This is a genomic window from Peptoniphilus harei, assembly GCF_900454685.1.
Classification (GTDB): Bacteria; Bacillota; Clostridia; order Tissierellales; family Peptoniphilaceae; genus Peptoniphilus_A; species Peptoniphilus_A harei.
On the sequence record NZ_UATM01000015.1, the window covers coordinates 1 to 12,227 of the forward strand.

Annotated in this window: 17 protein-coding genes and 6 pseudogenes; 9 read left to right on the forward strand and 14 right to left on the reverse strand. The window is 28.6% G+C overall.

Translation table 11 applies throughout. The features are described from left to right. The 8 genes and pseudogenes from DRZ96_RS12455 to DRZ96_RS10435 all read right to left on the reverse strand — a co-directional run. On the reverse strand, nucleotides 1-119 hold a 119-nt coding region (locus tag DRZ96_RS12455), incomplete at its 3' end, for an ATP-binding cassette domain-containing protein (RefSeq protein WP_322788180.1). A 213-nt stretch (nucleotides 120-332) separates the two neighbouring features. Then, complete coding sequence (locus DRZ96_RS12460) at nucleotides 333-533, reverse strand: ATP-binding cassette domain-containing protein (protein WP_256584715.1); 201 nt, start codon at nucleotides 531-533, stop codon at nucleotides 333-335. Nucleotides 534-1,221: 688 nt separating this feature from the next. Further along, nucleotides 1,222-1,584, reverse strand: coding sequence for an MptD family putative ECF transporter S component (locus DRZ96_RS12465; protein WP_457920602.1), 363 nt, complete (start codon nucleotides 1,582-1,584; stop codon nucleotides 1,222-1,224). Continuing rightward, complete coding sequence (locus tag DRZ96_RS12470) at nucleotides 1,508-1,816, reverse strand: MptD family putative ECF transporter S component (protein WP_256584716.1); 309 nt, start codon at nucleotides 1,814-1,816, stop codon at nucleotides 1,508-1,510. The genes DRZ96_RS12465 and DRZ96_RS12470 overlap by 77 nt, the downstream gene beginning before the upstream one ends. A gap of 171 nt (nucleotides 1,817-1,987) precedes the next feature. After that, nucleotides 1,988-2,386, reverse strand: coding sequence for a hypothetical protein (locus DRZ96_RS00665; protein ID WP_036762271.1), 399 nt, complete (start codon nucleotides 2,384-2,386; stop codon nucleotides 1,988-1,990). 60 nt (nucleotides 2,387-2,446) lie between these two features. Next, nucleotides 2,447-2,599: pseudogene (locus tag DRZ96_RS12030) on the reverse strand (TetR/AcrR family transcriptional regulator); the annotation flags it as partial. 277 nt (nucleotides 2,600-2,876) lie between these two features. Further along, nucleotides 2,877-3,221: a hypothetical protein gene (locus DRZ96_RS00670; RefSeq protein ID WP_112889247.1), complete on the reverse strand. Its 345-nt coding sequence runs from the start codon at nucleotides 3,219-3,221 to the stop codon at nucleotides 2,877-2,879. Continuing rightward, nucleotides 3,218-3,364, reverse strand: a complete 147-nt coding sequence (locus DRZ96_RS10435) for a hypothetical protein (protein ID WP_172605432.1) — start codon at nucleotides 3,362-3,364, stop codon at nucleotides 3,218-3,220. Before DRZ96_RS10435 ends, DRZ96_RS00670 begins: the two co-directional genes overlap by 4 nt. Before the next feature lie 882 nt (nucleotides 3,365-4,246). Here DRZ96_RS10435 and DRZ96_RS12475 point away from each other — a divergent pair. The 9 genes and pseudogenes from DRZ96_RS12475 to DRZ96_RS12505 all read left to right on the forward strand — a co-directional run. Then, a pseudogene (locus DRZ96_RS12475) lies at nucleotides 4,247-4,369 on the forward strand (TetR/AcrR family transcriptional regulator); the annotation flags it as partial. Between the two features lie 60 nt (nucleotides 4,370-4,429). Beyond that, nucleotides 4,430-4,735, forward strand: coding sequence for a hypothetical protein (locus tag DRZ96_RS11250; RefSeq protein WP_256584717.1), 306 nt, complete (start codon nucleotides 4,430-4,432; stop codon nucleotides 4,733-4,735). Between the two features lie 263 nt (nucleotides 4,736-4,998). Beyond that, nucleotides 4,999-5,592 carry an MptD family putative ECF transporter S component gene (locus tag DRZ96_RS00680; RefSeq protein WP_002842188.1) on the forward strand — a complete coding sequence of 198 codons (594 nt, stop codon included), beginning with the start codon at nucleotides 4,999-5,001 and terminating at the stop codon, nucleotides 5,590-5,592. Between the two features lie 263 nt (nucleotides 5,593-5,855). Next, nucleotides 5,856-6,086, forward strand: a complete 231-nt coding sequence (locus DRZ96_RS12480) for an energy-coupling factor transporter transmembrane component T (protein WP_457920603.1) — start codon at nucleotides 5,856-5,858, stop codon at nucleotides 6,084-6,086. A 203-nt stretch (nucleotides 6,087-6,289) separates the two neighbouring features. Beyond that, entirely contained in the window at nucleotides 6,290-6,643 is a 354-nt protein-coding gene (locus DRZ96_RS12485) for an ATP-binding cassette domain-containing protein (protein WP_256584718.1), read from the forward strand. Between the two features lie 29 nt (nucleotides 6,644-6,672). Then, nucleotides 6,673-7,269, forward strand: a complete 597-nt coding sequence (locus DRZ96_RS12490) for an ATP-binding cassette domain-containing protein (protein WP_256584719.1) — start codon at nucleotides 6,673-6,675, stop codon at nucleotides 7,267-7,269. Between the two features lie 35 nt (nucleotides 7,270-7,304). Further along, complete coding sequence (locus DRZ96_RS12495; protein WP_256584720.1) at nucleotides 7,305-7,703, forward strand: ATP-binding cassette domain-containing protein; 399 nt, start codon at nucleotides 7,305-7,307, stop codon at nucleotides 7,701-7,703. A gap of 3 nt (nucleotides 7,704-7,706) precedes the next feature. Then, a complete protein-coding gene (locus DRZ96_RS12500; RefSeq protein WP_457920605.1) occupies nucleotides 7,707-7,973 on the forward strand; it encodes a hypothetical protein in 267 nt (88 codons plus the stop codon). Further along, nucleotides 7,886-8,397, forward strand: a pseudogene (locus DRZ96_RS12505) (ABC transporter transmembrane domain-containing protein). The gene DRZ96_RS12500 and the pseudogene DRZ96_RS12505 overlap by 88 nt, the downstream one beginning before the upstream one ends. 159 nt (nucleotides 8,398-8,556) lie before the next feature. Here DRZ96_RS12505 and DRZ96_RS00700 read toward each other — a convergent pair. The 6 genes and pseudogenes from DRZ96_RS00700 to DRZ96_RS12045 form a co-directional block, all read right to left on the reverse strand. Beyond that, nucleotides 8,557-8,949 carry an ABC transporter transmembrane domain-containing protein gene (locus tag DRZ96_RS00700; RefSeq protein WP_457920604.1) on the reverse strand — a complete coding sequence of 131 codons (393 nt, stop codon included), beginning with the start codon at nucleotides 8,947-8,949 and terminating at the stop codon, nucleotides 8,557-8,559. 172 nt (nucleotides 8,950-9,121) lie between these two features. Then, nucleotides 9,122-9,394, reverse strand: a complete 273-nt coding sequence (locus DRZ96_RS00705; protein ID WP_112889249.1) for a hypothetical protein — start codon at nucleotides 9,392-9,394, stop codon at nucleotides 9,122-9,124. A gap of 25 nt (nucleotides 9,395-9,419) precedes the next feature. Continuing rightward, nucleotides 9,420-9,892 (reverse strand): annotated as a pseudogene (locus DRZ96_RS11270) (ATP-binding cassette domain-containing protein). 372 nt (nucleotides 9,893-10,264) lie between these two features. Beyond that, a pseudogene (locus tag DRZ96_RS11280) lies at nucleotides 10,265-10,708 on the reverse strand (ABC transporter ATP-binding protein). Next, nucleotides 10,666-10,800, reverse strand: coding sequence for a hypothetical protein (locus DRZ96_RS11285; protein WP_256584723.1), 135 nt, complete (start codon nucleotides 10,798-10,800; stop codon nucleotides 10,666-10,668). The pseudogene DRZ96_RS11280 and the gene DRZ96_RS11285 overlap by 43 nt, the downstream one beginning before the upstream one ends. 692 nt (nucleotides 10,801-11,492) lie before the next feature. Then, a pseudogene (locus DRZ96_RS12045) lies at nucleotides 11,493-12,085 on the reverse strand (MptD family putative ECF transporter S component). Nucleotides 12,086-12,227: the final 142 nt, after the last annotated feature.

Sequence of the window (12,227 nt, forward strand, 5' to 3'; positions counted from 1 at the left end):
ATTCTTTCAATGCCATACTCATCAATATTTGCAGAAGGTTCATCAAACACATATACATCTGGATTGGTAGCATAAATAGATGCAATAGCAAGTAATTGCTTTTCTCCACCTGACATCATAAAACATTTCTGTTTTTAATCTTTCAATTCCCAAATCACGTACCACTTTAAAAACTTGTCTTTTATTTTATCAGGGTTTTCACCTAAATTTTCTAATCCAAATGTTAGTTCACTATCTGAATCTAAATTAAAAAACTGTGTTTGGGGTTTGAAAAATTGTTCCCACTTTTTCAGAAATTTCATATATCTTCATTTGTTTTGTGTTTATCCCATTTATAAAATATTTCCTAATAAATTTCCCTCTAAAAAATGAGGAATCAATCCATTGATTAATTTTGTTATAGTTGTTTTCCCAGAACCAGATTTTCCGCATAATAAGATAACTTCTCCTTGATTAATCTTTATTGAAATTTTCTTTAACTGTTCTTCTAAGCTTCTCTTATAGGAATATGAAGCTTCATTTATATTAATCATGTTTCGTACTCTTATAAAAATAACTTGAACTTTAAATTAAAGAACATCAGATGCATAATAGAATAATTATTAGATCCCAAATGTTAAATCCTGCATCATCCATAAAAGTCTTTCTTGCAGGATTTTCTATCCCTCTTACTGTAATAGCCTGAGCTAATTCATCTGCGGTATTAGAAGCTGTAACTATTAATGATATAGTCCTAATTGTATCTTTTTAAATCCAGTCACGCCTCTTATTTTATTGCATCTGAGATTAATATTTTTCTTCTCTTAAAGATGGAAAATATCTGATGCCTATTGCTAGAGAAATAATTAGGCTTTTTGGAAAATGCATCATTTTAAGGCATACATAATATTTCGTATAGGATTAGTTTTTACAAGAATTTGACCAACTAAAAAAATCGGTATAACTTAGGAGCATGAATCACCAATAATCCAAAATGTGCTGATATGACATCTGGTAGAATCGGCAAAACAAAATATTTCAATCCCTGTAATAATACAAACATAGATAATGCCTTTAAAGATATTTAACAAGTCCCATAAATAACGCTATAATAGCAACAATTAAAAGAATAAAAAATCTAATTTTAAGCTATTATTGCAAGCTAATAATACTAACTGAAATCAAAAAAATGATTTCAGTTAGTGGATTTAGCTTTATAATGCCTCTTACAATACCCTCCATTTACATAATTCCAGCTTTCTCAAAACGTTTTTTGAACATTGCTTTACCTATATATGCACCAATGACTCCTCCAATAAATGCAGTAATGATCATCCCGATAAGTGTTGGAATTGAAATTAAAGTTTGTAATTTATTTACATATTCTGGACTCATTCCCATTTTAATAATAGACTTCATATAAGATTCTTGGAACAACCACATAGGCAATGGTGAGCCAATCAACCCAATGCAAATCAATCCTGAAGATACTATTACGCTTTTTTGACTTTTATATCCCAAAATTTTTCTAGTAATTTCTGCTAAAACCCCTGCAATAACGCAAGTTATGACAATTGTAAAAGTGCATTCTCCTATAGCAAAAATATATAATCCCTGTAATTGCTATCAAAAGTAAAGCCGTTCCTGGTTTTGGCACCTTAGAGACCAACAACATGTAAATAAAATTACATATTATGCCTGTCATTGCTGGCCATAATAACCAAAGTATCGGAGAAAACACAGGAATAAACATTACCGCCATGGATAACGCCATATAAATCACTGAAAAAATGCCGATGTTAACTAAATCTTTTGTTTTTAATTTTGATTCATTCATTTGAATACCTCCATTTAAATTTTTATATTTATTTACCAGTTACAATATGATTGATTCAAAATAATCTTTACTGGTAAATTTTTTTTATTTTTGTTTACTTTCCATAAAACGCAGAAAATCGGGATTAACCCGATTTCAAAATTTATTATTTTTTAATTTTATATTATGTTTTCATTTAATAATCCTCCTCCAACCAAAATTCATTGCTGCCTCCATCATATCGATAAAATTTAAGGCTTCATTATATGGATACCTATGTGTGATTACCTCAAATAAAGGCGTACATGCCATTGTATAAAGAACATGAAGTTCATCATCATTCAAATCATTTACTTCAATCTTTTTTTCTTTAAGAATCTCAATTAATTTCTTAGCGCCCTGCACTTCAAGATTCACTAAATCATGACGAATTGATTCAAATTCCGTACCATGAGAACAGTTAAACAGAAGATTAACTATAGGATCGTTTTGGTAAATAAATTCCAATAATTCCCTATTACTATCATCAGATTTTTCTCCAAAAGCTTGTAAACCATTTACTTTAATTTCTTCAATCGCTTGATTTGTCAATTCTTTACTTCTTCTGTATAAGTGATTAAGTATAGGACTTACAAGTACTTTAAAAATATCTTCTTTAGATTTAAAATGCTTATATATTGCACCAGGCGTAATTCCTGCATTTTTAGCAATAGTGCGAATAGAAGCCTCTTCGAATCCATGCTCTGTAAACTCGCTTTTTGCACTTTTTAATATTTTCTCTATTGTAACATCTTTGTCTCTCAGTAAGTTTCACCTCCCAAATTAAGATAACACCGTTTACTATATTTTAGCATAAAGAAGCTAATGAAGTCAACAATCACTATCAATTACATTTTTTTATGATAACATATTATTTAATTATCTATAAATTCTCTTGTTAGGTCCGCTACTAGTTTCCATTCTGGATCAAGCATACAATCATGACACACATCGTCTAAAACAACAATTTTTGATTTATACAACTTAGCTGATTCTATTACTGATTCTCCGAGTAAACAATTGTCATTTTTAGAATATATGGTTAAATTGGAACATTAAATTCTATTTTTTTAATTGAGGAATAAATAACAGGCAACATTCTTATGCTTAGAGGTTCCTTATTCATTTTATCAATATACTTTTTAGCGTTATTAACTCTTCCAGAAAAAAAGAATTCTTCCCTTGTCAACTTAATATAATTCTTATTAGTAAAGAATAAATTTTTAATCCTGTTTTCAATTGGAAATGGCATTAAAAAAACCATTGATTTCGGCACACAATCTTTATAAGTTTTTAAAAATTCATTTATAAACAAATTACCCATAGAATGTGTTATAAAAATAAACTCTGTATCAATTTTTTTAATATTTTCCCTTAATATTTTCATAGAATCTTTAAATTTTTAGCTTCTTTTGATAATGCATGCACATGTAAATTGTATCCTTTTTCCTTAAAGTATGGTATAAAATGTTCATTCCAGCACCATTCATAATGAAAAGCTCCACATACTAAAATAATTGTTTCTTTCATGACTACTTATTTATCTCCTTTTTTATATTTTAACAACAAATAATTGATTTGCTGTTTTTTTTAAAATATAAAAAAGGAGATAAATAAGTAGTCATGAAAGAAACAATTATTTTAGTATGTGGAGCTTTTCATTATGAATGGTGCTGGAATGAACATTTTATACCATACTTAAGGAAAAAGGATACAATTTACATGTGCATGCATTATCAAAAGAAGCTAAAAATTTAAAAGATTCTATGAAATATTAAGGGAAAATATTAAAAAAATTGATACAGAGTTTATTTTTATAACACATTCTATGGGTAATTTGTTTATAAATGAATTTTTAAAAACTTATAAAGATTGTGTGCCGAAATCAATGGTTTTTTTAATGCCATTTCAATTGAAAACAGGATAAAAATTTATTCTTTACTAATAAGAATTATATTAAGTTGACAAGGGAAGAATTCTTTTTTCTGGAAGAGTTAATAACGCTAAAAAGTATATTGATAAAATGAATAAGGAACCTCTAAGCATAAGAATGTTGCCTGTTATTTATTCCTCAATTAAAAAAATAGAATTTAATGTTCCAATTTAACCATATATTCTAAAAATGACAATTGTTTACTCGGAGAATCAGTAATAGAATCAGCTAAGTTGTATAAATCAAAATTGTTGTTTTAGACGATGTGTGTCATGATTGTATGCTTGATCCAGAATGGAAACTAGTAGCGGACCTAACAAGAGAATTTATAGATAATTAAATAATATGTTATCATAAAAAATGTAATTGATAGTGATTGTTGACTTCATTAGCTTCTTTATGCTAAAATATAGTAAACGGTGTTATCTTAATTTGGGAGGTGAAACTTACTGAGAGACAAAGATGTTACAATAGAGAAAATATTAAAAAGTGCAAAAAGCGAGTTTACAGAGCATGGATTCGAAGAGGCTTCTATTCGCACTATTGCTAAAAATGCAGGAATTACGCCTGGTGCAATATATAAGCATTTTAAATCTAAAGAAGATATTTTTAAAGTACTTGTAAGTCCTATACTTAATCACTTATACAGAAGAAGTAAAGAATTGACAAATCAAGCGATTGAAGAAATTAAAGTAAATGGTTTACAAGCTTTTGGAGAAAAATCTGATGATAGTAATAGGGAATTATTGGAATTTATTTACCAAAACGATCCTATAGTTAATCTTCTGTTTAACTGTTCTCATGGTACGGAATTTGAATCAATTCGTCATGATTTAGTGAATCTTGAAGTGCAGGGCGCTAAGAAATTAATTGAGATTCTTAAAGAAAAAAAGATTGAAGTAAATGATTTGAATGATGATGAACTTCATGTTCTTATACAATGGCATGTACGCCTTTATTTGAGGTAATCACACATAGGTATCCATATAATGAAGCCTTAAATTTTATCGATATGATGGAGGCAGCAATGAATTTTGGTTGGAGGAGGATTATTAAATGAAAACATAATATAAAATTAAAAAATAATAAATTTTGAAATCGGGTTAATCCCGATTTTCTGCGTTTTATGGAAAGTAAACAAAAATAAAAAAAATTTACCAGTAAAGATTATTTTGAATCAATCATATTGTAACTGGTAAATAAATATAAAAATTTAAATGGAGGTATTCAAATGAATGAATCAAAATTAAAAACAAAAGATTTAGTTAACATCGGCATTTTTTCAGTGATTTATATGGCGTTATCCATGGCGGTAATGTTTATTCCTGTGTTTTCTCCGATACTTTGGTTATTATGGCCAGCAATGACAGGCATAATATGTAATTTTATTTACATGTTGTTGGTCTCTAAGGTGCCAAAACCAGGAACGGCTTTACTTTTGATAGCAATTACAGGGATTATATATTTTGCTATAGGAGAATGCACTTTTACAATTGTCATAACTTGCGTTATTGCAGGGGTTTTAGCAGAAATTACTAGAAAAATTTTGGGATATAAAAGTCAAAAAAGCGTAATAGTATCTTCAGGATTGATTTGCATTGGGTTGATTGGCTCACCATTGCCTATGTGGTTGTTCCAAGAATCTTATATGAAGTCTATTATTAAAATGGGAATGAGTCCAGAATATGTAAATAAATTACAAACTTTAATTTCAATTCCAACACTTATCGGGATGATCATTACTGCATTTATTGGAGGAGTCATTGGTGCATATATAGGTAAAGCAATGTTCAAAAAACGTTTTGAGAAAGCTGGAATTATGTAAATGGAGGGTATTGTAAGAGGCATTATAAAGCTAAATCCACTAACTGAAATCATTTTTTTGATTTCAGTTAGTATTATTAGCTTTGCAAATAATAGCTTAAAATTAGATTTTTTTATTCTTTTAATTGTTGCTATTATAGCGTTATTTATGGGACTTGTTAAAATATCTTTAAAGGCATTATCTATGTTTGTATTATTACAGGGATTGAAATATTTTGTTTGCCGATTCTACCAGATGTCATATCAGCACATTTTGGATTATTGGTGATTCATGCTCCTAAGTTAATACCGATTTTTTTAGTTGGTCAAATTCTTGTAAAAACTAATCCTATACGAAATATTATGTATGCCTTAAAAATGATGCATTTTCCAAAAAGCCTAATTATTTCTCTAGCAATAGGCATCAGATATTTTCCATCTTTAAGAGAAGAAAAAATATTAATCTCAGATGCAATAAAAATAAGAGGCGTGACTGGATTTAAAAGATACAATTAGGACTAATATCATTAATAGTTACAGCTTCTAATACCGCAGATGAATTAGCTCAGGCTATTACAGTAAGAGGGATAGAAAATCCTGCAAGAAAGACTTTTATGGATGATGCAGGATTTAACATTTGGGATCTAATAATTATTCTATTATGCATTCTGATGTTCTTTAATTTAAAGTTCAAGTTATTTTTATAAGAGGTACGAAACATGATTAATATAAATGAAGCTTCATATTCCTATAAGAGAAGCTTAGAAGAACAGTTAAAGAAAATTTCAATAAAGATTAATCAAGGAGAAGTTATCTTATTATGCGGAAAATCTGGTTCTGGGAAAACAACTATAACAAAATTAATCAATGGATTGATTCCTCATTTTTTAGAGGGAAATTTATTAGGAAATATTTTTATAAATGGGATAAACACAAAACAAATGAAGATATATGAAATTTCTGAAAAAGTGGGAACAATTTTTCAAAACCCCAAAACACAGTTTTTTAATTTAGATTCAGATAGTGAACTAACATTTGGATTAGAAAATTTAGGTGAAAACCTGATAAAATAAAAAGACAAGTTTTTAAAGTGGTACGTGATTTGGGAATTGAAAGATTAAAAAACAGAAATGTTTTTATGATGTCAGGTGGAGAAAAGCAATTACTTGCTATTGCATCTATTTATGCTACCAATCCAGATGTATATGTGTTTGATGAACCTTCTGCAAATATTGATGAGTATGGCATTGAAAGAATAAGAGAGATGCTTATAAATCTTAAAACTCAGGGCAAGACAATTATTATTTCTGAACATAGACTCTATTATTTAATGGATTTAATTGATAGAGCTATTTATTTACAAGACGGAAAAATAAAATATGTTTTTTCAAATGTGGAATTTTCTTCAATTAGTGATGACTCACGAAAGAAACTAGGACTTAGAACTTTTGTAAGAAAGAAAAATGATGATTTTGCAAATCCTGTCACATTTTGTGAATCTGATGACTTTGTAGTTTCAAATTTAGAATATGAAAATAAGAAACAAAAAATTTTAGATAAGATAAATATTTCCGGAAACAAGGGAGATATTATTGCAATAACAGGTAAAAATGGTCAAGGAAAAACAACATTAATGAGAATTTTGTGTGGACTGTTGAAAGAAAACGAAGGAAAAATAAGCTATAAAGGAAGTCCATAAAATATAAAAAACGAAGAAAACTTTGTTATATGGTTATGCAAGATGTAATTCATCAGTTTTTTTCGGAATCTGTAAGAGATGAATTTAGTTTATTTGATTCTAAAATAGATGAAAAGCAAATAGATAATATTCTAGAAAAATTAGATCTTAAAAAATTAGATAATCGTCATCCTATGTGCTTATCAGGAGGTCAAATGCAGAGACTTTCTGTAGCATTGGGGATGTTAATGAATAGAGAAATTATTATTTTGGACGAACCAACGAGTGGACTTGATTATACAAATATGCTCGAAATAAGCAAAGTCATTAAAGAATTTTCAAATAATAAAATTATATTTATTGTTACGCATGATAATGAATTGATTGATAGTACATGTAATAAATTATTGGAAATTTGCGATGGCAGAATAAAAAGATTTTATGAAAGAAGGTAAAAGATGGATATCTTAAAGGGACATAAAAGCAAGATTTTCGCAGCTGTATTCATTGCGATAATAGGAGTAGGATTTGGTGTAATACCTTATTTTTCTGTAGCAGCCATTATTAATAACTTGGTTGCAAAAAATGCAAATTTAAATAATTATTATCCATATATTTTTGCTGTATTTTTGGGATTTTGGCAAGTATATTATTTCATGAAATATCTACTATTATTTCTCATAATCTTGCCTACAGGATTATTGAAGATAAAAGAAAGTTATTAGCTGACAAATTAAGTAAAATTTCTATGGGAGAAGTTGAAAGAAAAAGCAGCGGACAGTGGTCTCAATTTATGGTGGAAACACTTGATAAAATGGAAAAACCGATTGCTCATGTGATTCCAGAAGTTATTGCTAATATATTCATTCCTATAGTATTGATCATAACAATTTTTATAATGGACTGGAGAATAGGAATTGCAAATTTACTTACATTCCATTAGGATTATTGTTCTCAATGTTAATGATGCGAGGTTATGAAGAAAAATCTAAAAGATACCAAGAAGCAGCTAAAGCTATGAATACGACAATGGTTGAATATGTAAATGGTATTAAAGTTATAAAAGCATTTAATAAATCAGCATCATCATTTGGGAAATTTAGAAAGACTGTTGAAGAGAATAAGAACGCATGCTTGATTGGTATTTGAGTGTTTGTTTTTCAATGACAGCAACTATGGAAACTATCCCGTCAACTATGGTATTCGTTTTACCAGCTTCATTGTATTTCTTTATGAAGGGTAGTGTTGAAGTAGGAACTCTTATCACGTGTATATTGCTTTTCATATGACTCATAGCTTTTATTAAGGTTATATGAGCATATGAAGCAATATACACGTGATAAGAGTTCCTACTTCAACACTACCCTTCATAAAGAAATACAATGAAGCTGGTAAAACGAATACCATAGTTGACGGGATAGTTTCCATAGTTGCTGTCATTGAAAAACAAACACTCAAATACCAATCAAGCATTGCGTTCTTATTCTCTTCAACAGTCTTTCTAAATTTCCCAAATGATGATGCTGATTTATTAAATGCTTTTATAACTTTAATACCATTTACATATTCAACCATTGTCGTATTCATAGCTTTAGCTGCTTCTTGGTATCTTTTAGATTTTTCTTCATAACCTCGCATCATTAACATTGAGAACAATAATCCTAATGGAATTGTAAGTAATTTGCAATTCCTATTCTCCAGTCCATTATAAAATTGTTATGATCAATACTATAGGAATGAATATATTTAGCAATAACTTCTGGAATCACATGAGCAATCGGTTTTTCCATTTTATCAAGTGTTTCCACCATAAATTGAGACCACTGTCCGCTGCTTTTTCTTTCAACTTCTCCATAGAAATTTTACTTAATTGTCAGCTAATAACTTTCTTTTTATCTTCAATAATCCTGTAGGCAAGATTATGAGAAATAATAGTAGATATTTCATGAAATAATATACTTGCCAAAAATCCCAAAAATACAGCAAAAATATATGGATAATAATTATTTAAATTTGCATTTTTTGCAACCAAGTTATTAATAATGGCTGCTACAGAAAAATAAGGTATTACACCAAATCCTACTCCTATTATCGCAATGAATACAGCTGCGAAAATCTTGCTTTTATGTCCCTTTAAGATATCCATCTTTTACCTTCTTTCATAAAATCTTTTATTCTGCCATCGCAAATTTCAATAATTTATTACATGTACTATCAATCAATTCATTATCATGCGTAACATAATATAATTTATTATTTGAAAATTCTTTAATGACTTTGCTTATTTCGAGCATATTTGTATAATCAAGTCCACTCGTTGGTTCGTCCAAAATAATAATTTCTCTATTCATTAACATCCCCAATGCTACAGAAAGTCTCTGCATTTGACCTCCTGATAAGCACATAGGATGACGATTATCTAATTTTTTAAGATCTAATTTTTCTAGAATATTATCTATTTGCTTTTCATCTATTTTAGAATCAAATAAACTAAATTCATCTCTTACAGATTCCGAAAAAACTGATGAATTACATCTTGCATAACCATATAACAAAGTTTTCTTCGTTTTTTATATTTTATGGGACTTCCTTTATAGCTTATTTTTCCTTCGTTTTCTTTCAACAGTCCACACAAAATTCTCATTAATGTTGTTTTTCCTTGACCATTTTTACCTGTTATGCAATAATATCTCCCTTGTTTCCGGAAATATTTATCTTATCTAAATTTTTTGTTTCTTATTTTCATATTCTAAATTTGAAAACTACAAAGTCATCAGATTCACAAAATGTGACAGGATTTGCAAAATCATCATTTTTCTTTCTTACAAAAGTTCTAAGTCCTAGTTTCTTTCGTGAGTCATCACTAATTGAAGAAAATTCCACATTTGAAAAAACTATTTTATTTTTCCGTCTTGTAAATAAATAGCTCTATCAATTAAATCCATTAAATAATAGAGTCTATGTTCAGAAATAATAATTGTCTTGCCCTGAGTTTTAAGATTTATAAGCATCTCTCTTATTCTTTCAATGCCATATCATCAATATTTGCAGAAGGTTCATCAAACACATATACATCTGGATTGGTAGCATAAATAGATGCAATAGCAAGTAATTGCTTTTCTCCACCTGACATCATAAAAACATTTCTGTTTTTTAATCTTTCAATTCCCAAATCACGTACCACTTTAAAAACTTGTCTTTTTATTTTATCAGGGTTTTCACCTAAATTTTCTAATCCAAATGTTAGTTCACTATCTGAATCTAAATTAAAAAACTGTGTTTTGGGGTTTTGAAAAATTGTTCCCACTTTTTCAGAAATTTCATATATCTTCATTTGTTTGTGTTTATCCCATTTATAAAAATATTCCTAATAATTTCCCTCTAAAAAATGAGGAATCAATCCATTGATTAATTTTGTTATAGTTGTTTTCCCAGAACCAGATTTTCCGCATAATAAGATAACTTCTCCTTGATTATCTTTATTGAAATTTTCTTTAACTGTTCTTCTAAGCTTCTCTTATAGGAATATGAAGCTTCATTTATATTAATCATGTTTCGTACCTCTTATAAAAATAACTTGAACTTTAATTAAAGAACATCAGAATGCATAATAGAATAATTATTAGATCCCAAATGTTAAATCCTGCATCATCCATAAAAGTCTTTCTTGCAGGATTTTCTATCCTCTTACTGTAATAGCCTGAGCTAATTCATCTGCGGTATTAGAAGCTGTAACTATTAATGATATTAGTCCTAATTGTATCTTTTTAAATCCAGTCACGCCTCTTATTTTTATTGCATCTGAGATTAATATTTTTCTTCTCTTAAAGATGGAAATATCTGATGCCTATTGCTAGAGAAATAATTAGGCTTTTTGAAAATGCATCATTTTTAAGGCATACATAATATTTCGTATAGGATTAGTTTTTACAAGAATTTGACAACTAAAAAATCGGTATTAACTTAGGAGCATGAATCACCAATAATCCAAAATGTGCTGATATGACATCTGGTAGAATCGGCAAACAAAATATTTCAATCCCTGTAATAATACAAACATAGATAATGCCTTTAAAGATATTTTAACAAGTCCCATAAATAACGCTATAATAGCAACAATTAAAAGAATAAAAAAATCTAATTTTAAGCTATTATTTGCAAAGCTAATAATACTAACTGAAATCAAAAAAAATGATTTCAGTTAGTGGATTTAGCTTTATAATGCCTCTTACAATACCCTCCATTTACATAATTCCAGCTTTCTCAAAACGTTTTTTGAACATTGCTTTACCTATATATGCACCAATGACTCCTCCAATAAATGCAGTAATGATCATCCCGATAAGTGTTGGAATTGAAATTAAAGTTTGTAATTTATTTACATATTCTGGACTCATTCCCATTTTAATAATAGACTTCATATAAGATTCTTGGAACAACCACATAGGCAATGGTGAGCCAATCAACCCAATGCAAATCAATCCTGAAGATACTATTACGCTTTTTTGACTTTTATATCCCAAATTTTTCTAGTAATTTCTGCTAAAACCCCTGCAATAACGCAAGTTATGACAATTGTAAAAGTGCATTCTCCTATAGCAAAATATATAATCCCTGTAATTGCTATCAAAAGTAAAGCCGTTCCTGGTTTTGGCACCTTAGAGACCAACAACATGTAAATAAAATTACATATTATGCCTGTCATTGCTGGCCATAATAACCAAAGTATCGGAGAAAACACAGGAATAAACATTACCGCCATGGATAACGCCATATAAATCACTGAAAAAATGCCGATGTTAACTAAATCTTTTGTTTTTAATTTTGATTCATTCATTTGAATACCTCCATTTAAATTTTTATATTTATTACCAGTTACAATATGATTGATTCAAAATAATCTTTACTGGTAAATTTTTTTTATTTTTGTTTACTTTCCATAAAACGCAGAAAATCGGGATTAACCCGATTTCAAAATT